The following is a 21,223-nucleotide window of genomic DNA, read 5'->3' on the forward strand; positions in this document are numbered from 1 at the left end:
ATACCTTATGATGCCATTACGTGTTTTTATGCGCTGTTTTTGCTGTGCGTTAGCTTTAATTTCTGTTTTGCATGCGCAGGAAAAAAACTATCGTTTTTTACACTTGGATGTCAACGAAGGTTTGTCTCAAGGCAGCGTTTTCGCTATAGCCCAAGATCATTTGGGTTTTATGTGGATCGGTACCCGTGATGGCTTAAATAAATACGACGCCCGAAAGTTTACGATTTATCGCAGTAATCCGCAAGATAGCCTTTCCTTAGAGCACAACTTTATTCAAGCGATTACGGAAGATAACAAAAGGCGGCTTTGGATAGGGACAATGACAGGTCTGAATTTATACAATCGAGAATCAGACAATTTTATCCGTATACCATTACCTACGGTAGAGAGTAGCAGTGGGAAAATGGATGTCAACGTTCACCAGATTTTTCAGGATTCCAACGGTAAGATTTGGATTGCGACAAATATAGGCTTGTACAAGATTAAAGAGGGCCGGCATCCCGAAGCGGAATTGGTCTTCAATGAGATTACCGTTGAAAGAAGCCAGGGAAAAGAATACTATCGTAATTTTCGAACCATGTATGAGGATCGCAGAAAGCGATTATGGTTTTGTACCGATGATGCCATTGTACTCATGCAAGCCGCATCGAAAGATGGAAATAGCTTAAAGGTGCTACGGACTTACTTTAAAGAGAAATCGGTAGATAATAAGGTTAACCAACGGTTTCAGGCGGTTTTGGAGGTTAGCCCAGGTATATTTTGGGTAGGTACAAAATATAATGGTATTCGGATTATCAATGAGAATACAGACCAAATATCCTCGTTAACCGAAGAGGGAAATCATACAGGTTTGGCCAATCAAGATGTGCGCTCCTTAAAAAAAACAGATGATGGAAAGATTTGGATTGGAACATTCAATGGCCTATATGTTTATCAAAACGGAAAATTGCTTTTTATCCAGGCAGACGATGGAAATCCCAATAGCTTAAGCAATAATTCCATTCGCCCTATATTTCAAGATAAGCGGGGGTCTATTTGGATTGGAACCTATTTTGGAGGGGTTAATATTTATGATAAGGATATTCCTAATTTTCAGAATTTCACCCATCAATCTAAACGCAATAGCTTAAGTTACAATGTGGTGAGTGCATTTGTTGAAAATGCTATGGGAGAACTGGTGATTGGAACTGAGGGTGGAGGATTAAATTATTTTAATCGGCGTACGAATTCTTTTTTTAGTGAACGTCACGATAAAAATAACCTGAATGGCCTAAGTCATAATAATGTGAAGTCTATCTGTTTGGATAAGGAAGGGAATTTATGGGTAGGTACTTATGATGGTGGGTTGAATTTAAGACGAAAGGGGCAGCAAGGCTATGAACATTTTCGTTTCGATCCCAATGTAAGTAATGGCCTGGCAAATAATAATGTGTATGCGATCTTAGAGGATCGCAATGGCGATATTTGGATTGGCACTTTTGGCGGAGGGCTACAGGTACTTCGTAAAAACCAGAAAGTAGGAACTTTCCAGACATTTAACGTTGCAAGAAAGCAGTTGAGTTCCAATATGGTGCGTGCTTTACTAGAGGATTCAAAAGGTAATCTATGGATTGGTACTTCAAATGGTTTAAATCTAAAATTAGCAGGGACCGATAAATTTGTTTCCTTTCTGAATGATAAGAAGGATTCCCTTTCAATTAGCGGAAATGATATTGTGAGCATCCATGAAGATCGGAAAGGACATATTTGGATCGGTACGTATATGGGCGGGCTGAATCGTTATCTTCCAGAGAAGAAAGCGTTCAAAAGGTTTAATGAGCGAAACGGATTACCGATCAACAATGTTTTTGCTATTCTAAGTGATCTGAAAAACAAATTGTGGTTGAGCACAAATACAGGAATTTCTTGTTTCGATCCCCTATCTGGTCATGTACGAACCTATACGAAGATCGATGGTCTTCCTGGTAACGAGTATATTCAAAATGCAGCAGCAATGTTGCGGGACGGAAAACTTGCCTTTGGAAGCTTCTCGGGCTTCACCCTATTTAATCCGGATAGTTTAAGTGTCAATAATTACATTCCCCCCATTCAGTTTACGGAGTTGAAATTATTCAATAAAACAGTTCTCCCGGGCCTCGATGGTGTTATTCCTAAAGATATATCCATGATGGATGAATTAATTCTTGATCACAATCAAAATGTTTTTAGTTTGGAATTCAGTGTATTGAATTATGTTCATCCGGAGAAAAATCAATATGCTTATTATCTAAAAGGCTTTGACCAAGACTGGAATTATGTGAGCAATCCCGTGGCTACTTATACTAATTTAGACCCCGGTACTTACGAGCTTTGGGTAAAAGGGGCCAACAACGACGGGGTATGGAACGAAAAAGCAACGGTCTTGAAGATTAAAGTGCTGCCAGCGCCATGGAGGACATGGTGGGCTTATAGCGGCTATTTTCTTCTTTTTGCTGCGGCCAGTTTTTTGGTTATCCGATTTTTCCACGGTAGAAACAAATTGAAACAAGACCTTTTGATTCGGAAAATAGATTCGGAAAAACAGGAGGAGCTTCATGAAGCAAAACTGAATTTCTTTACCAATATCTCCCATGAATTCCGTACGCCATTGTCATTAATTATTGGACCGTTAAATCAATTAAAAGACGATCGCTCGCTTTCAGCATATGCACAGAAGCACCTCGGTTATGCAACAAGAAATGCGGATCGCTTGATGAATCTGGTTAATCAGCTGCTTGATTTCAGAAAACATGAAGGCGGAAAGATGAAATTGTTTTGCCAAAAGGTTCATGTTGCTACGTATTTGGAAAACATTCGCCAGAATTTTCACTTTATTGCCGAGAAAAATAACATTCAGTTTTTCCTGGATAATAAGGTAAGCCCTGATTATGTTGGAGGTTTTGATCCGGAGCAATTTGAAAAAGTCCTTGTCAATTTGATTTATAATGCGTTTAAATTTACGGACAAGGGGGGTAAAATAAAGATACAGGTTGAGCTAGAAGGGGAAGGCGAGTTGGAGAAATTGCTTGTTTCCGTTTGGGATTCTGGGCGTGGAATCCCAGCCAAAGATATACCTTTTGTATTCGAACAATTTTATCAGGCCAATGCAAAAGGCCTGTCGGCTACCAATGGCGGAATAGGTTTGGCACTTTGTCGTTCGATCATACATCTGCACGGCGGAAAACTCACTGTTGAAAGTAATATGGCACATGAGCCGGCAGACTTCAATACAGTATTTCGGATCAGCCTGCCACAAGGGAATGTCCGCATCGAAGAACTCATGGTTTTAGACGGTACTGTAGCGACGGTATGCTCAGACCCTACAGATGCCGATATGCCACATGTGGATGCTATAAAAACAGAAATAGAGCCTTCTGTATCGGATGAAGATAAGCCAATCATACTTGTTGCCGAGGACAATGTGGAGCTTCGTTGTTTTCTATGTGAAAACTTAAGAAAAAAATATATTGTTTTAGAAGCTAATGATGGTATTGAGGCGCTGGAATTGGTGCAAGCAAGACAGCCCGATATTATCATTTCAGATGTAACGATGCCCAACTGTGATGGAATCACACTTTTGCAGCAGATTAAAAACGATAGTAGTTCAAATCATATTCCTGTGATTCTTTTGACAGCCCGTACAGCTGATCCTTATATCACAGAAGCGTTTGAAATCGGTACAGATGATTACATTACCAAGCCCTTCAGCATGCCGCATCTCATTCAGAAAATTTCAAACATCATACAGACGCGGAAACGATTGGAGGAAAAATTTGTGCAGAATTATCTTCTTGGAGCACAGGGAACAGATCTGCCTGAAAGAACTCGTTTCTTGGATCAGGTATTGAAGGTTGTCGAAGAAAATCTGGGCTGTGAAGATTTTGGAGTGCAGGATCTTACAAAAGCCATCGGCGTGAGCCGCTCTGTTTTGTACCGCAAGATTAAGCAGCAAACGGGACTGAATTTGGTTGAATTTATTAATATGGTACGTCTTAAGAAAGCAGCCTATATTTTAGTGAACGATACTGGTTTGAGTATCAGTGAGGTGGCTTATCAGGTTGGGTTCAATGATCCAAAGTATTTTAGCAAAACATTTAAGAAATTCTATAAGGAGAGTCCACGTACCTATGTTGAAAAATTCGGTATCAAGGAAAGTAGCAATTAAGAAATAAGCAAAGGTCTTCCTAATTTGGTAAGCATCAGCAGTCCTAAAAGCAGACCGAAGTTTTTTTTGCAGGCAAAAAAAAAGGTTTTCAAACGGGGAGAATGAAAACCTTCAATAACCAATTATAAACCTAAATTATGATGCAACAAATATAGTTGTTTTTAATACTATTTTAAAAATAATTCACCTTTTAAAAACTGTTTTGTGGCTAGTCAGCTACAGGTTGTTGTTGCTCTGTCGCTGGAAGAACCAGCGCATAGCTTATACGCTTTTGACCAGCTTATGAATAACGTATAAAATGGTCAATCCCAACAGCGCAAATATGCCGTAGCCTAATCCAATCTGAAACTGCGAAGAAGGGTTTACCAAGCTTACGGTAATGTAACTGAGTGAAGAGGTAAGGAGGTAGGTAATTCCGCCAACCAGTCCACCGGCAATACCTGCCGACAATGGAAACCTACCCAAACAGTAGCTAAAATAATTGTTAAAGATAAATCCTGCAGTGCAATGTACAGCAAATGCGAAAAATGTTAATGTATATAGGTTTGACAGGTAAGGTGAAACGATCAGCATACAGACAATCAGGCTGATCTGAATAAAATTGGCGATTCTCAACTTTGGGACCAAGGCTCTTTTAATAAGGGCTTTACCAATAAAACCACCACACATCCAAGCTAAGCCCATAATAAGTGAGGTATAACCGGTTGTAATCGCACTATATCCCAGTTGATGTTCAATAAAAAAGGGACCACTGAGATTGTAGAACATGACGAGACCGTAGGATATGCCGCACATGACTATACCGAACGTAAAATCGTTGCTTTTAAGCATCATTTTAAATTCGCCGATCAGGTAGTTGATATGGAGTGGTTTTTTCTGTTTGATTGTTTCGCCAGAAAAGATCAGTTCAAGGATGAAAAGTATGGCACTGTAAACGGCTAGAACCATAAAGTTAGAACGCCAACCAAATTGTGTTTGGAGATAGCCGCCAATAAAAGGAGCGACAATCGGCCCGATAGACCAGACGATGGTCATAATGCTGAGGTAGTGTTTGCGCTGCTCGCCTTCATAGACATCCACAAAATAGGCTCGTTTTGATATGACCACAAATGCCGATAAGATTCCCTGAAGGATGCGCATGAGGTAAATAACCCAAATATCTTGCGTGCTTGCTGTGATCCAGAAACTGACAATGAAAAGGAAAAGAGATATCAGGTTGATGCGATATCTTCCCCAAGCGTCAACTAATGCTCCTGTAAAGAACTGAGCAACACCATAGCTGATTAGAAAAAGCGAAAGTGTTAACTGGATTTTGCTTTCGTTCAAGCCAAGCTCCTGGGCCATTTGTGGCATCGACGGAAGATAAATGTCGGTGGCAAGTCCCGTAATCGGAACAAGTGCAAATGCTAGTATCGTCGGGATAAAAGATTGCTGTGGTTTAGTGTTTTTTTCCATCCTGTAATTTTTTAAATTTCCCGTCTCTATGGACGTTTATGCTGCCAGCCACTTTTTTCTCTTTGGCCATGTAAATATGATGTCGACAAAAGTAGCTTCATTGCCTGTTTCGAAAGATATAGAATTCAAACAAATTATTGTGAAAATCAAACAGACTTATTGCGGAAGGCTAAAGGTGGTACACCAGCATGTTTTTTGAAATAATTACTGAAGTTCGCCGGTTCTTCAAAGCCTAAGGCATAAGCGATTTCATTGATGTTCCAGCTGCTATGTTGAAGGAGTGCCTTTGCTTCCTGTGTGATGCGCAGTGCGATGAGTTCTTGCGTAGTTTTTCCTGTATTTTGTTTCAAAGCCCTGTTTAGCGAATTGACATGGATGTTGAGCTGTTGCGCGTAATCCGTTGCATTTTTAAAACGAAGTAAATTTTCGGTGTCAATCGGAAATTGACGTTCCAATAGTTCTAGGAAAAGATGGGAAATACGCTGATTTGCGTTTTGGTAAGGTGATATACCCTCATTTGGCGCTAGTTTTAACGTTTCTAAAACGAGTAACTGTAACTGATTTCGGATAATTTCATATTTGAACGAAAAATCAGATCGTAGTTCCGTATTCATACGCTGAAAAATGTGATCGAAAAGATCGACCTGCTCGTTCGTTAAGAAATAGACCGGGCTACCACTTGGGTTGAAAAAATGACTTTCGAGAATGTTATGGTTATAATGTTTGTCTTCCTGAATGAATTTTTGTGTAAAAAGACAGAACCATCCCTTTTGATCCGGATTGTCTGTTTCCCAAGAGTAGGGAACGAGCGGACTTGAAAATACAAGTGCGGGACGGTCAATAGGGATCCATTGATCGCCATAGTGCAATTGACCCTGGCCGATCATGAGGGATATTTTGAAGTAATCTTTTCTGTTGTAAGGTGATTTTAAAGGACAATGCTCACGTGAAAATACGTTAAAATGAGAAATTTGTTCGGGCGAGGAGCCAATTGGGTAATTGGATTCTCGAAATACCCGTTGATAGAAATCAATAATATTTTCGGAGGTTGCCATGATACAAAGTTATAAAAATCAAACATTTCATGCGACGTACTATTTCTCCTAATCGGTCATTGATTCGTAAAATATGAATTGGAAGAAAAAGAAAGGTCCCATCACGTCGTCAGCCATGACTAGCCCGAGTGATGAGACCTTATAAAAGGAAGCGATTATTAGGATCTCGATTTTAAAAATTCCTTGACAAATTCATCGTCGTTTAAGTCTGGGTAGTCTTTATATACACGATCAATTTCTTCTCGCTGTCCGATGGATAGATTTTCGTCGGGGTTTAGACACCAGATACCCTTCATCAGACCTTGTCTGCGGAGCACCTCATGTAAGCCTGGTATACAGCCATGGAATGCATTTGCTGGGTCAAAAAAAGCTGCATTACTGTCTGTTACAGCAATCGCTTTGCTTAGGAGATGACTCGCATGGAGGTTATTGGGGTTCTGTTTGTATGTTTTTATTTCCTGAAGGAGTTCAACAGCTTTTGCCGTCCAAACAGCCCAATGGCCTAATAGTCCACCTTTAAATTCTATGGCGACGTTTTCTCCCGCTACAGGGAAATTATACACGCTCATCAGATCGTTGACAATATTGTCATCATTGCCCGTGTACATGGCAATTTGATTTCGCCGGCTGGAGTTCGCTATAGCACGCATAACGTCTAATGTCTGGTAGCGGTTGAACGACGCACATTTGATAGCGACGACGCTGTCGATTTCGGCAAACTGCTGCCAAAAGGAATAGGAGAAAATACGGCCACCAACGGCGGGTTGAAGATAGAATCCAAAGACAGGAATAATGGCTGCTATTGCTCTGACTCGATCTAATATGGCATTTTCCGTCCAGCTCTGCAGGCCGCCCATACTCAAAAGTCCGATATCATAACCGTATTTAAGTGCAGTCGTTGCCTCCTGTACCGCTTGATCTGTGGCACCGCAGATGCCTGCAATTTTGATAAATGGTCGTTGGAGTTCCGCTTTCTCGACTTCTTCGCTAGCCCATCTCAATACAGTTTCAAAAAGGTTGATCTCGGGGTCACGGATTTCGAATTGGGTTGAATGTACAGCTACGGCGATTCCACCGGCTCCACTGGCTATGTAATATTGAGTCAGGAGCCGTTGATGTGCCTCGTCAATGCTGCGGTCCTCATTTAAGGCAAGGGGGTGTGCCGGAATTACCGTCCCTTCCCAAAGCAACTGTTGTAATTTGTTGTCTAAAGTGTTCATTAGAATTTTCCTTTTCGTTCTTGAAAATGCGTGTCCTTATTCCATAGTTCGCCGCCTTGGGTCAACCATTTGGCTGTAATGTCTATCGCTTCGCGTATGGTTGTTTTCGGATAGCCAAACAAACGATGGCATTCGGAGGCATTGTTGAGTAAAGCGGTTCCGGCGGGTTCATTTACAAATATCGGCCTGGTGTTGAAATGCTCGGCAAACCGCTCTGCGATCCATCGTGTAGAAAGGATTTCAGGTCCCGTGACATTCAGTATTTTGGCTGGAGACTGACAGTGCAGTAATGATCTTAAGGCAATTTCGTTGGCATCTCCCTGCCAGATGACGTTGACGTTTTCGGTTGTCAAATCTATCGGGAGCTGCCCTTTGACCGATTTGGCAATTTCTACGAGCACACCGTAGCGAAAATCCACCGCATAATTCAATCGGTAGATCAGGGTAGGTGTACCGTTTTTCTTCGAAAAATACTCGAATATCCGCTCTCTCCCCAAACAGGATTGCGCGTATTCGCCGACAGGCTCCGGAGTTCTTTCCTCAGAAACGCCGCCATTGCTTATCGGTACAAATGGAAGTACGTTACCCGAAGAAAAAGCAACAATGTTGGAATCTTGAAAATGAGAAGCCACCATTCCGGGAAGATACGTATTCATTGCCCAGGTAAAATCTTCATTTCCTGTAGTGCCGAATTTATGTCCTGCGAGGTAAATGACGTTCGGAACCTGCGGGATCTTTTTGAGTTCTTCCTCATTCAGTAGGTCACAGGCGATTGTCTTTATGCCTAGATCCTCCAGTTCCTGTTGAAGTTCCTTGGTTGAAAAACGCGAAACACCAATGACCTTTTTGTCTATTCCTGCAGCTTGAATGGCCCGCATGGTTAGTTTTGCCATGCTTGGCCCCATTTTTCCGCCAATACCTAGGAAAAGGATATCACCTTGTATCTTTTTTATATCTTCAATTAGATCTAATGATGGTGCAAGCAGCTGCTGTTCCAATTCCGCTAAATTGTTATGGTCCATGTCTGAATTATTTGATTAAATTATAGAGATTACTAAAAGCAAGAAAAACAAGTAATATGAGTCCGAGTATAGCCCATAATCGCGTTAAGGGGCTGTTTCTGAGTGCGCCCATAATTTCTTTGTCGTTCGCGATCAGAAAGAGGATAATACCGATAAAGGGAACCAAAAAAATGGTGATGCTTTGCGCAAAAACAATAAGCTCCAAGGGAAGATTTCCGAAGATAAGCGCGATGGCAGATCCAAAAATCATGACCAAAGAAATAAAGAGTTTCACTTTAGGGTGATTGAGATCGTTGCCGAAGCCAAAGGTGTCGCCAAGTAAGGATCCGCCTAAGACGGCATTGCCGATCAAGGAGGAAAAGGAGGCACCGAAGAGACCGATAAAAAAGAGGTGTGAAGCATAGGTTCCCAAAAGCGGGTCCAGTGCACGGCCCATCTCAGCGGCAGAATTTAACTTGATCCCTTGGGGATGAAGCGTATTTGCCGCACAGACCATAACGGCTGCACTCATGATGCCAAGAATAATAATACCTATTCGGCTACCGATTATCTGTCGTTCGGTACGCTGTTTGTTGGCCGATAATTTTCTTCTTGATTGAACAAGATAACTTTGATAAAATGCACCCACAATCGAAAAGCACGAGGCCGTAAAAGCAATTATTAAGCCTACTGATGAAGGTGGGATGCTGGGAATAAAACCTAAGAAAAAGTCCTGTGCGGGTGTCTTTATCATAATCGCGGTGGAAAGAAAGGCAAATAACATCAGGATGATAAGTCCAAGCATAAGCTTTTCCAATAGCGCGTAGAAAGACTTGAAGAACAACAGTAGGATACCGATTACATTAAAAACGATGATCCATATTTTGGGGTTTGTCCCCGTGGCTTCCGAAACGGAAATAGAGACACCTGTGGCATTCCCCGATTGAAAACAGGTTGCAACGAGGAAGATTCCAAGGCCAATGATAATGGACGTTGTTTTACCAAATTTCTGGCGAATTAAAACAAGTAAAGACTCGTCTCTCGCGATACCGATACGTGCCGCCATATTGGTGAAAACCATCATAAAAAAGATGGCGACGACGACAACCCATAATAGAGAGAAGCCATAGTCTGCGCCCATTTTTGATGTAATGGTCATTTTGCTGGGCCCGAAAACCAGGGCGGCGGTAATGATGCCGGGACCCAAGATGGATAGCCAGCTTTTCAATAAAGAGGGTTTTGGCTCGAGGTTATTTTCCATGAGATTTATCGTAATGAGGTTAAATGCTGTTGGTTGATTTTAGGTGCAGAATTTCCAAAGTGTGTGCGGATATAATTGGTGATTTCAATGACTTCTTCATTTTTCAGGAATGAAAAAGATGGCATTGCACTTTCGTATTTGACATTGCTTATTGTTTTGTCTTTCAGTCCATGGAGGATAACCTGCAATAGCGGTGCTGGGTCGCCTTTGACAAGAGATGAATTGGCTAATGGGGGAAAGGTATTTGTAAGTCCTTTTCCATCTGCTTTATGGCAAGATGCGCAATAGGCTTCGTATAATGCCTGACCACTTTTGGCAGGGGAGTTGGCCGTGTTGGCTGCAAGGGGTTTAATCATTGGTGCAGAGGCTTTATCGGTAATACGGAGACGGTAGATCACATCGTCATCGGGTTTTGGAAACCCCTTTTGCGGATTCCAGTCACGGTTGCTTGAACAGAAGTAAATGTCTCCATTGGGTAAGGTCAATACGGATCTTAGCCGGCCAAGTTGATCTTTGAATAGGATCTTCTCATCGATGATCTGTTGACCATCGGCGGATAATTTCAGGATACGTAAAGACTGATTTTTTAAAGTCGCGAGCAATAGACTATGTTGCCATTCAGGGATAACATTTGAACCGTAATACGCCATTCCGGATGGTGCAACGACTGGAGTCCACGATTTAATGGGCTCCTGTTTTGGGGAGTTTTTGGCAATAGCTTTTTCCTTTTCCGTGTCAATCATACCTTCGATCTGCGGCCAGCCATAATTTTTTAGAGGTTGGATCAGGTTGATTTCGTCCTCGATGGCATCGCCATGTTCGGATGTGTAAATTAAGCCTTTTGCATCATGGGTAAGTCCCTGCATGTTCCGAAATCCCCACGCATAGACATAGCTGTTTGCAATTGGATTGTCTTTTGGGATGCTCCCATCGAGATTGAGGCGTAAGATTTTGCCATTTAATGAGGTGCTGTCTTGCGCAAAGGTATCACTTGCGGCATCTCCTGTAGCCCAATACACTTTTTTGTCTGTCGAAACAATAACCCTGGAACCGTTGTGTCCCGTGTTTCCAGGAATCTGTAAAAGCAATTTTGGGTTTGACAACTTGCCTGTCGTATTATAATCGTAACGATATAAATTAGAGAAAATGAGACTGTCCTTTTTGCTGGTGTAAGAAAGGTAAAGATAGGCCTGTTGCTGTTCGGGTTGATACAGCGCCATTCCCAATAGTCCCAACGTGCGCTGGTGGTAAACGTCGGTGAGGCTGTCCACCAAAGTAACAGCTTTTGTTTTTGTATCCAGTCTTCGTATACTTCCTCCGATTTCAGAAAACAGAATGGCATCGTTGATCCGGTCATATTGTAAATCCCATGGCACTTGGAGTTTTGTAGCTTCTTTTGATAGCGATAGTATGCTGTGCTCCAGTTGGATGTTATTTATTGGCTTACTTTCTCTTTCCGTCTCGAAAGAACAGGAGGATAGTAGCGGGATCAGCGATACAAGCCAAATATAGGTTTGTTTTTTCATATAGGATCTACGGTTATTCCTTTGATTTATTTGGTTAGTCAAATGTAGTTGAATAAAAATAAATATACAAAAAATAAGTAAAATTGTATACAAAAATATTTTATCAGCCTAGGCTAAATACGATTTAGTTTATAATTACGCAGCTAAAAGAGCGGTGTTGTGGAATTGTCACGAACTTGTTAGCCAGCCTATTTTTGTAAAAAAGTAAAAAAAATATTGAATTGTATACAAAAAATATATATTATTGTATTCACTATGATAATTATGGAAATGCAATTTAGACCATATTAGGGTCGAGCGTTATGTTTCCTGAAAAAATACCAATAAACTAAAGAGCTTATAAATCATTTATTTAACCACTTTAACCTGAGTATTCATGATACTAAAGCAGATTAAAATCCGGGATGTAATAAACAGGAGTTGCCTTTTGGTGGGGCTACCTTTTATTTCGATGGCTGCATTGGCAAATGTACCTTCTTCCCTTAACAATGGAAAGATTCCGATCTCGGATGTTTTAAACCCTTCGTCGGGTTTAGCTAAATTTCAGCAGCAGCTTGTCGGGCAGGTGCTGGACACCAAAGGGCAGCCACTGTCCGGTGTAGAAGTGCGTAACCTTAAAAATGCAACTGTTACCGTTACGGATCAAGAAGGTCGTTTTAAATTAACGGGTTCCGTTTCAGATCAGATTCAATTTCGGTTAATCGGTTTTAATACAAAAGTGGTGTCGGGGAAAGATGTGCAGGCTTTGGTGCTTGATGCGAGTGAAAATGCATTGGATGAGGTTGTTGTGGTAGGGTATGGTAAGCAGAAAAAAGGCAACTTGACTGGTGCTGTGGCCAGTGTCAATTTTGATCAATCGACCTCGAGTCGGGGTCTTTCCAATGCCTCGCAGGCATTGCAAGGTGTTATTCCTGGTTTGGCCGTAAGTCAAAACTCCGGAATGGCCGGAAATAATGCAGCGGATCTTTTGATTCGGGGATTGGGGACGGTCAACAGTGCTGGACCGCTGATCGTGGTCGATGGAATGCCCGATGTCAATATGAACCGTGTGAATGTGAATGATATTGAAAGTGTGACCGTACTAAAAGATGCTTCTTCCGCTGCAGTATACGGTTCCAGAGCGGCCAATGGGGTTGTATTGATCACGACAAAGTCTGGTAAAAGAAACAGTAGGACGGCTATTTCCTTTAGTGCCAACAAATCGCTGGTGAAACCTACCCGCTCTTTTGATTTTGTCAATAATTATGCGAAAGCAATGACGGCTACTCAAAGGGCACAGGCCTATAATACGGCCGCATCTGCATTCAATTTTAAGAATGGAACCATCGACGAATGGTTGGCTTTAAGTATGATCGACCCGAGATTATATCCAAGTACCGATTGGTGGGATGTTATTCTCCGCAATGGTCAAAGTGGGAATTATAATGTTTCCATTAATGGAGGGACTGAAAATAATAATTACTATTTGTCTGTCGGTATGCTGGATGAGAAGGGGATACAGATCAATAATGATTTTAAACGTTATAATGCCGCATTTAACTTCGAAACCAAAGTAACCAATACCATCGGTGCTGGGGTCCGGTTCTCCGGAAACTGGTCCGATTACCGTTATAACTACGAAGACGGTATGACTGCCAACTCGACAAGTGGGATGGATTTGTTTACCTCGCCAGCAGGTATATTGCCTTATGATCCTATTACCGGTTTTTATGGCGGTGCAATGTCTTACAATGAAAGTCCGCAGGCCAATAATATTTATGCAGATTACATGACGCGCAACCAGAACCACATGAATCAAAAGCAGGCTTTGGTGAATGGTTATTTAAACTGGAAGCCATTTAAAGGATTTGAGGCTAAAGTGGATTATGCCCTAAATTATGATACGCGTTTTCAATGGAAGGCAGATATGCCGACAAAATTATATAACATCCGGACAGGATTGTCTATCCGGGATCTTGTGCCGACAAATGATGGGATATATAATACAGACCGGAACAATTACAAAACCCAGCTGAACTTCAAATTGAGTTACGATCATAAGTTTGGCGCTAACCATGATTTCTCTGCTTTGGCCGTGTATTCAGAAGAATATTGGAATAATCGTGTTTTAGCAGGTAGTCGCTTAGATCGTTTGCACCCTAGTTTACATGAAATTGATGGCGCTTCTGAAGACGTGCAAAATGTGTCGGGATCATCATCGGCAGAAGGTTTGCGTTCTTATATTGGACGATTAAATTATACGGCCTTCGGAAAGTATATGTTTGAAGGAAACTTCCGGGTAGATGGTTCTTCACGTTTCTTGCCGGGTGATCAATATGGTTTTTTCCCGTCTGCGGCAGTGGGCTGGCGGATCTCAGACGAGGTATTTATGTCGGCATTTAAGGAAAAGATCAGGATGAGTTCGGCCAAATTTAGAGCTTCTTATGGTTCTTTGGGAAATAATAGTGGTGTAGGATTGTATGAGCAGAAGCAATCTTTGGTCTCTAGTCCTTATTATTTGATTGACAATAGTACAGGAACAGGGTCTGTTGTGAAGGGGTTGATCAATAAGAAACTGATCAACTATGACCTTACCTGGGAAAAGACACGTGTGTTTAATTTGGGTTTGGATCTTGGATTCTTTAAAAATAAACTGACTGCGGAGCTGGATTATTACGAAAGAAAGACGATCGGTATGAACAGGCCTTCGGATGTATCTATGCATCTGACGGGTTTATTCACTGCCCCCCGACGTAATATTGGTGATATGATGAATAAAGGGCTGGAAGCAAATGTTACCTGGAATGACCGAAAGGGGGATGTGGGTTACATGCTGAACTTTAATGTTGGGTATAACAAGAACAAGCTGCTGTCCTGGAATGAGCAGTTGCAAAGAGGTTCGGTATTTATTGATATGCCTTATAATTTTATCTATGCTTTCGAATCGTTGGGCATTGCTCAGTCTTGGCAGGATGTTTATAATGCTGTTCCTCAGGGCGCTTCCCCGGGGGATATTTTGTTGAAAGATGTCAATGGTGATGGCAAATTGGATGCGAATGACCGTGTGGCATATCCAGCTTATCAACTGGGTAGACCAAAGGTGAATTACGGATTTAGAGGTTCGGTGGACCATAAAGGTTTTGACTTTTCTTTCCTGTTGCAGGCTGCCACAGGAAGAAAGGAATTTTGGATGAACAAAGCGAATTCGAACTTTTTAGGAACGGCAAATCAGGCTATTACTGAGGACCAGTGGAATAATATGTGGAGCCTGGACAATCGCGATGCTGATTATCCTAAGTTGCTTCCAAGTACATTAGGATCAACGAGTCCAAATGCGTATTTGAGCACATTTTGGCTGCAAAACATGTCTTATTTAAGGGTGAAAAATCTGCAGCTTGGCTATACTTTTAAGAAAGAATTACTGATGAAGCTGGGTATCCAGAAGTTACGTGTATTTGGTTCGGTAGATAATTTAGCGGTATTGACGAGCTTTAAAGGCTTAGATCCGGAGAAAAGTACCTATACCAATGATGCTTATCCGATGACGAAGAGTTTTGTAGTTGGACTGAATGTAGACTTATAATATTTGAACTTATGAAATCGATATATAACATATTGTTTATTTCTTCTTTGCTGCTTCTTGGTTTGTCCGCGTGCCGCAAAGATTTGTTGAATCAGAATCCAACAACAACGCCAAGCTCCGAAACGTTCTGGGTGGATGAAAATGATGCGCTTGCTGCTTTAATGGCGAACTATTCCATATTTAGGCCTTGTTTTGATCGCGACTATCATTTTGATGGACATGGAGATTTCCTTAAAATGTACAATACTGGAGCGGCGCCTATTTCATTAACGGTCAATAGTCCGATGAATTATGGCTCCGGTGCATCGGCAATGTATAGAGCATTGTATGGATCTATATTCAGTTCTAACTTTGTGATCGAAAATACCAATGCGCGTTTGTTGCCCGTAGCAAAAACTGATGCTGTAAAACAAACCCTGGAAACTATTGTGGCGGAGGCCAAGTTGTTGCGCGCCATTGCATACTTTAGATTGATTTCCCTATGGGGTGATGTGCCTTATTTTTATAAATCGGCGCCAGCTCCCATAGAGGCTGATACGGTGCGGAGGATGCCGATTGCACAGCTGAAGGATTCTATTATGGCTGATTTGAACTATGCGGTGGACAAATTGCCCAACAAGGGGTCTGCAATTGGTCGTGCCGGTAAGCCTGCTGCATTGGCCTTTCGTGGTAAGTTTCAACTGTATTGGGGTTCGTGGAAGAAAAATGGATGGCCTGAATTGGATGGATTTGTACAATCTGCTGCAGAGGCTAAAACGGCATATACTGCGGCCGCTGCGGATTTTAAACGTGTGATCAATGATTTTGGCATCAAAATGTTTAGAAATGGTGATCCAGGTCAATGGGGTGAATTGGGGAAGGCTGATGTGCTCCCAAATTATTACTATATGTTTATACCTTCTACGGGCAACTTGAGCCAAGATGAGGAAATGGTCATGGTACTGACGCATGGTGGTGTGGGAACAAAACAAAGTGAGGAATACCAGCGGGTATGGACGGGGCCATTGGTGTCTTTAGGACAGAATCAGGCGATTCCGCGCTATGAATTGGCCGACCGTTACCAATCTACCATTACGGGAGATTTCTTGCCAAAGATGGTTCAGCTAGATCCAGTGAAAAATCCTGCAGCACGTACTACGGCAAATTCAGCGGTGAACCCTGAATCGTACCGTAATCGCGATTATCGTATGAAAGCGACTTTGTTGTGGGATTACGAATTGATTATGAGTATGAGCCCTACGGAGACCACAGGTTATATTCCCTTTGTCTACAAAACTTGGGGAGCTGCGGTGACAGTTAACGGTGTCTCCTACAAAACTTCCTTTACCGATAATACCACAAATCTCTCGGGATTACAATCGCGTAAATTTGTGCGCAATTATGGCGGTGTGGCGCGTAGTGATGGAAATTACAATTGGCCTTTGATGCGCATTGCTGACGTATACCTGATGTATGCTGAAGCAACCAATGAGATTGGTGGTCCACAGGCGGATGCAATTGATTTGGTTAATAAGGTCAGGCGTCGTGGTAACCTACCTGCGCTTGCTGGAGCTAAAACCTCGTCTCGAGATGCATTTTTTGATGCCATAGAGCAGGAAAGAATTGTTGAGTTGTTTGGCGAAGGACAGCGCGCATTTGACTTGAGGAGATGGCGTAAACTGGAAACAGTGTTTGGCAAACCTTATGGTGACGGAAAATGGTTCCAGGATAGTTTTGGAAATAATTGGGAACGCTTTTTCTTCAATGAGTCTGAATTGACTTATCAAAAGTGTTATATCTATCAAATTCCGGAAACAGAACGTTCGCGGAATCCGAATTTAACACAAAATATACCTTGGAAATAATATGGTAACACTTGACTGTAATAAAATGAAATATACATTATTTTTAATCGGTATGCTGTTCGTTAGCTTGTCCGGTTGTAAGGATGATTATCCAATGGATGAGGATGGTTTGTTGATCACGACCAGGTCGGAATGTTATGTCAGTAGTTTTGAACTGTTGGGCGCCGATTTTCAGACGGTACGGACAAAAGCTGCGTTGGTGGATACCGTTGAGCAAACCATAAAAGTGGAGGTGCTCTTCGGTACGGATTTGAAAAATCTATACCCACAGTTTTCATTGGTCACCGATGCGGTGTTAGATCCTAAGATTTTAGGAAAACAAGATTTTTCCAATTTGGATACGCCACGTGAATGGACTGTCGTGTCTGGAAATAGAAAGGTTCGTAAGACGTATAAAGTTTATTTGACAGTACAAAAATAAGTAAGCTGATGAAAACAAATTATTTAAAAATAGGGCTGTTGTCCATCGGATTTGGGCTCTTGTTGTTAGGTTCTTGTAAAGAAGAAGCTTATGAAATTCCAACAGCAAAAGATGGTTTGCAAAACGATATTATTAAGCGCTCTTTAGGGCCAAATGTGGTTGGGGCTACCATAGACTTTGCTTATGCTGCGGCGATTTTGCCAGATCAGGGGAAACTTGCATCAATTTCTGTAGAAGCCAGTATTGCGGGTGATGAGGGTACTGTACTTGAAAACAAATCGTACTACACCAGTAGTACGGGGGCAGATATAGGTGTTGTTGTTGGCGACCCTGCTACAGTAAATGGGAATAACATGGAGGTGAAATTTACAAAAGATACCTCCGCTTCAACGCTGCGTTATAGCTACAAAATACCGGCAGCAGCAAAAGGTAAATCGGTCACTTTTACGTTCAGGGCGAGGTCCAGTAATGGGCAGGAAATTGCCTTGAAGACCGAAGCTTATGCGATTCGTAATATGGATATGGCTTTGGACTTGATCGGGAAAGATGGCGCGGCCTGCTTTTTTTCTGTGGCCGACCTAAAATGGTATACTGCTACCGAAGCGGCAGCAAACCCGGATAAGATTGATTTGGTCTATTTGTACCGGGCATTGCCAACGGTGACTTATGCACATTCTTTGGTTGCTCCCACGACGGATGCCAGTTATTTGCCGAGCTTCACCTTACCTGTGGGGTTGACAAATAAAACAAAGATCGTGAAGGCTTGGACGGTGCGCGATCAACAATTGGCACGATTGCAATACAGTGTATTTGTGGACGATGTGGATTTGAAAGATAAATCGTTCGAAGATGCGCCAGATTTTGCCATTAATTTAAAAGCTGAATCAGGAATATGGCTGCAAACGGCTGACGGTAAATACAATGCTTATGTATTTGTCAATAGCGTAAATAATACGACAAAAGAAATGAAGATCAGTGTAAAAAGGTTGCAAGTAAAATAAAGATATGGGTGTAAGGATATGGCTAAAAGTTAAAGGTACTATGCTGGGGATCGCTTTTATGGCGATCCTTGGAACGTCCTATGGGCAGCAGGCAAAGGTTACTTCGATAAAGGGAAATGGACAGCGCCTGCAGGTGCAGGTGGATGTTCCGGCGGCCGGTGTCTATACCTTGGTTTCTGAAGGTGAGGTTACCGATTTGGATAAAATTAAGGCGGCAGATAAAACAGGTATGATGACGCTGTATGCGATGATTGATGTTCGCGCTGCACGATCGACCAAACGGATCGTATTTGACAGCTTTAAAGGTGCGAAGCAAGATCTTGGTAAATTTTATTTTGAGAAAGGGAAGCAGATGGTCGGCATGCAATTGCCAGCTTATTTTAAGATTAAAGCTGTTTCGATCAATGCCTTTGTGCCTCCGGTTGCGCCAGCAGCAGCAGAAAATTATAAACCAAAGATTGTTCCTCCTGCAGGTCACCCGAGACTATGGGTTAACAAAGAATCATTGCCGGTCGTTAAGGGGCGGTTGGAAGAAGCGGAGCATCTCGAAGCTTGGGGGAAGGTGAAAACACTTGCGCAACAACCTGTTCAATTTATTTTTGATCCGAATAAGGAAATGTTTTACGATGAAAAGCTCGAGCGCGCTATTGAATCAAAAGCGTTTTATTACCTCATGTCCGGTGACGAAAAAATAGGCAGGGAAGCGGTCAGGCTGGCCGATCAATACTTGACGATGTTGGAGTTCGGGAATGTTTCCTATGGTGATATTACACGCGAGTTGGGACGTGCAATTTACACGGGTGCACTGGTGTATGACTGGTGCTACGCATTATTGGATGTGCACGTTAAGACCAGTCTGCATAAAAATATGATGCGTCTGGCGCAAGATATGGAAATTGGCTGGCCTCCCTTTTTTGGTATCGAAAGTATTATCAATGGGCATGGGAATGAGGCACAGGTGTCGCGCGATCTGCTGGCAATGAGTATTGCTTTATATGACGAGGATCCGGTACCTTACAAGTATACTTCGTATTCTATTTTGGAAGAGTTGGTACCCATGCGCAAGTTTGAGTATCAGTCTCCGCGCCATAATCAAGGTGTTGATTACGGTGGCTATCGTTTTGGGTGGGAAATGCATGGAGCCTGGTTATATTATCGCATGCTCGGTTATCCGGTTTTTGATGATAATATTAAGAATATGCCCTATTATTGGCTATATATGCGCACGCCTGACGGAAAAATGTTACGCGACGGCGATATGTTCAATGTAAAGTATAACAGCAGTGCTGATTTTTATTGGAAAAATCCACAGACCATGCTGCTTTGTTATGCCTATTCAGGCAATCCGGTAATTAAGGCTGAGTTTGTCAAGCAGGGCGGTTTGCCCGATAATCCGATCTTGTTTCTCCTCTTGGATGATCCAAAATTGAAGCCTGATTTTGACCGTGAGAAAATGCCGTTGACGAAAGATTTTGGACCTATTTTAGGGTCGATGGTTGCCCGGACAGGCTGGAGCGAAGAGAACGGAAGTTCCGATGTGGTTGCAGAGATTAAGGGGGGCGGTTATCATTTTGGCAATCATCAGCATGCCGATGCAGGTGCACTGCAGATTTATCATCATGGTATTCAGGTTGGTGATCTTGGTTTGTATCTTTCGTATGGTTCCCCTTATGATTTTAACTTTAATAAGCGTTCGGTTGCGCACAGCATGCTGTTGGTGCGTGATCCTGCGGAACCGCTTTTATTCAGGACCAAAACAAATGATGGGGGGACTCGGTTTAGTCAGCGTTTTCCGCGTACGGTTGACGAGGTGTTAAATGATTCCTGGTACCATACGGGAGAGATCAGGGCATCCGCATTTGGTAACGATCCCATTCAGCCGAGCTATAGCTATTTCAATATGGATTTAACGGCGGCATATACGGCTAAAGTGAAATCCTATGCAAAAAGTTTCCTGTTCTTGAATTTGAAAAGAAAGGATGTGCCGGCTGTCATTGTCTTATTGGATGAGCTTAAGACCAATGATAAGAAATTCGAACCCTATTGGCAGATCAATACGCTTGAAAAGCCTGTACGAAGTGAAACAGGTTTTGTGTTGACCAGTAAATTTAAAAACGCAGCCGGTTCTACTTATGTTGATTTGCTGAAGCCACAGTTAAAAGAGTGTGCGGTGAAGTTATATTCGGGTGATTCAACTGCTTTTGTTTTTGGTGATCTTTATCAGGTCAAGTCTCCATGGCCAGAAGCTAGGGGAACACGGATTATGGTTTCACCCAAGCAGGAAAGTGATCAGGCCAGTTACGCTTCGGTTTTTCAGATGACGGAGAGTGGCTCTTCAAAACTACCGGTGTATTCGGAGGAAAAAGCGAATTATTACCTCATAAGAGTGGCTGATCGTTTACTGGTGGTGGCCAAACCAAATCAATATCTTGATGAGCCCATTGAATTTGTGGTGCCGGGAGATCAACAGTATGAAGTTGTTGTGGTCGGTTTGAAAGATGGTTTCTGGAATATGAAAAGTTCATTAAAAAATAGTAGCTTTAATATAAATGTCCTGAAAGGAAATCATACCACCAGTTGGAAATCTAAAGCCGAAACTATTTATTTGTCGCCGGGAAGACAGTATGGAGCCCAAGAGGGAAAGATTAATTAAAGAATACATTGTTTAAATTTTTTTAATGATTTTGTATTCTT

At 42.1% G+C, this 21,223-nt stretch carries 12 protein-coding genes; 6 read left to right on the plus strand and 6 right to left on the minus strand.

From position 1 onward, the window contains the following. The first annotated feature begins 7 nt into the window (after positions 1–7). A complete protein-coding gene (locus tag ACHWSC_RS22200) occupies positions 8–4,183 on the plus strand; it encodes a two-component regulator propeller domain-containing protein (protein WP_394678216.1) in 4,176 nt (1,391 codons plus the stop codon). Positions 4,184–4,444: 261 nt separating this feature from the next. Here ACHWSC_RS22200 and ACHWSC_RS22205 read toward each other — a convergent pair whose 3' ends face one another. From ACHWSC_RS22205 to ACHWSC_RS22230, 6 genes are all read right to left on the minus strand, one after another. Beyond that, the gene (locus ACHWSC_RS22205) at positions 4,445–5,638 is read right to left on the minus strand and encodes an MFS transporter (protein WP_394678217.1); all 1,194 of its coding nucleotides are present in this window, start codon (positions 5,636–5,638) and stop codon (positions 4,445–4,447) included. Between the two features lie 146 nt (positions 5,639–5,784). Then, on the minus strand, positions 5,785–6,693 hold the full coding sequence (locus tag ACHWSC_RS22210; protein ID WP_394678218.1) for a helix-turn-helix domain-containing protein: 909 nt from the start codon (positions 6,691–6,693) through the stop codon (positions 5,785–5,787). Positions 6,694–6,851: 158 nt separating this feature from the next. Further along, positions 6,852–7,913, minus strand: a complete 1,062-nt coding sequence (locus ACHWSC_RS22215; RefSeq protein WP_394678219.1) for a dihydrodipicolinate synthase family protein — start codon at positions 7,911–7,913, stop codon at positions 6,852–6,854. After that, positions 7,913–8,935: an NAD-dependent epimerase/dehydratase family protein gene (locus ACHWSC_RS22220; protein WP_394678220.1), complete on the minus strand. Its 1,023-nt coding sequence runs from the start codon at positions 8,933–8,935 to the stop codon at positions 7,913–7,915. The genes ACHWSC_RS22215 and ACHWSC_RS22220 overlap by 1 nt, the downstream gene beginning before the upstream one ends. Positions 8,936–8,942: 7 nt before the next feature. Then, positions 8,943–10,175 carry an Nramp family divalent metal transporter gene (locus ACHWSC_RS22225; protein WP_394678221.1) on the minus strand — a complete coding sequence of 411 codons (1,233 nt, stop codon included), beginning with the start codon at positions 10,173–10,175 and terminating at the stop codon, positions 8,943–8,945. Between the two features lie 5 nt (positions 10,176–10,180). Continuing rightward, positions 10,181–11,701, minus strand: coding sequence for a PQQ-dependent sugar dehydrogenase (locus ACHWSC_RS22230; protein WP_394678222.1), 1,521 nt, complete (start codon positions 11,699–11,701; stop codon positions 10,181–10,183). Between the two features lie 376 nt (positions 11,702–12,077). Between ACHWSC_RS22230 and ACHWSC_RS22235 the strand changes: the two genes are divergently transcribed. From ACHWSC_RS22235 to ACHWSC_RS22255, 5 genes are read left to right on the plus strand one after another with little or no spacing between them, the layout of a single operon-like run. Then, entirely contained in the window at positions 12,078–15,263 is a 3,186-nt protein-coding gene (locus ACHWSC_RS22235) for a SusC/RagA family TonB-linked outer membrane protein (RefSeq protein ID WP_394678223.1), read from the plus strand. A gap of 11 nt (positions 15,264–15,274) precedes the next feature. Continuing rightward, positions 15,275–17,107 carry a RagB/SusD family nutrient uptake outer membrane protein gene (locus ACHWSC_RS22240; RefSeq protein WP_075991895.1) on the plus strand — a complete coding sequence of 611 codons (1,833 nt, stop codon included), beginning with the start codon at positions 15,275–15,277 and terminating at the stop codon, positions 17,105–17,107. Positions 17,108–17,132: 25 nt separating this feature from the next. Next, positions 17,133–17,528, plus strand: a complete 396-nt coding sequence (locus ACHWSC_RS22245) for a hypothetical protein (RefSeq protein WP_046676362.1) — start codon at positions 17,133–17,135, stop codon at positions 17,526–17,528. An 8-nt stretch (positions 17,529–17,536) separates the two neighbouring features. After that, positions 17,537–18,529, plus strand: coding sequence for a DUF4466 family protein (locus ACHWSC_RS22250; RefSeq protein ID WP_394678224.1), 993 nt, complete (start codon positions 17,537–17,539; stop codon positions 18,527–18,529). 4 nt (positions 18,530–18,533) lie between these two features. Beyond that, complete coding sequence (locus ACHWSC_RS22255; RefSeq protein ID WP_394678225.1) at positions 18,534–21,182, plus strand: hypothetical protein; 2,649 nt, start codon at positions 18,534–18,536, stop codon at positions 21,180–21,182. The last annotated feature ends 41 nt before the right edge of the window (positions 21,183–21,223 follow it).

The organism is uncultured Sphingobacterium sp. (assembly GCF_964277905.1).
Taxonomy (GTDB): Bacteria; Bacteroidota; Bacteroidia; order Sphingobacteriales; family Sphingobacteriaceae; genus Sphingobacterium; species Sphingobacterium siyangense.

What these genes read in the sequence shown, in the direction of transcription:
- ACHWSC_RS22235 (WP_394678223.1), top strand. Translation starts at nt 12,078, where the DNA reads ATGATACTAAAGCAGATTAAAATCCGGGATGTAATAAACAGGAGTTGC.
- ACHWSC_RS22220 (WP_394678220.1), bottom strand. Translation starts at nt 8,935, where the DNA reads ATGGACCATAACAATTTAGCGGAATTGGAACAGCAGCTGCTTGCACCA.
- ACHWSC_RS22210 (WP_394678218.1), bottom strand. Translation starts at nt 6,693, where the DNA reads ATGGCAACCTCCGAAAATATTATTGATTTCTATCAACGGGTATTTCGA.
- ACHWSC_RS22240 (WP_075991895.1), top strand. Translation starts at nt 15,275, where the DNA reads ATGAAATCGATATATAACATATTGTTTATTTCTTCTTTGCTGCTTCTT.
- ACHWSC_RS22225 (WP_394678221.1), bottom strand. Translation starts at nt 10,175, where the DNA reads ATGGAAAATAACCTCGAGCCAAAACCCTCTTTATTGAAAAGCTGGCTA.
- ACHWSC_RS22255 (WP_394678225.1), top strand. Translation starts at nt 18,534, where the DNA reads ATGGGTGTAAGGATATGGCTAAAAGTTAAAGGTACTATGCTGGGGATC.
- ACHWSC_RS22245 (WP_046676362.1), top strand. Translation starts at nt 17,133, where the DNA reads ATGAAATATACATTATTTTTAATCGGTATGCTGTTCGTTAGCTTGTCC.
- ACHWSC_RS22205 (WP_394678217.1), bottom strand. Translation starts at nt 5,638, where the DNA reads ATGGAAAAAAACACTAAACCACAGCAATCTTTTATCCCGACGATACTA.
- ACHWSC_RS22230 (WP_394678222.1), bottom strand. Translation starts at nt 11,701, where the DNA reads ATGAAAAAACAAACCTATATTTGGCTTGTATCGCTGATCCCGCTACTA.
- ACHWSC_RS22200 (WP_394678216.1), top strand. Translation starts at nt 8, where the DNA reads ATGATGCCATTACGTGTTTTTATGCGCTGTTTTTGCTGTGCGTTAGCT.
- ACHWSC_RS22215 (WP_394678219.1), bottom strand. Translation starts at nt 7,913, where the DNA reads ATGAACACTTTAGACAACAAATTACAACAGTTGCTTTGGGAAGGGACG.
- ACHWSC_RS22250 (WP_394678224.1), top strand. Translation starts at nt 17,537, where the DNA reads ATGAAAACAAATTATTTAAAAATAGGGCTGTTGTCCATCGGATTTGGG.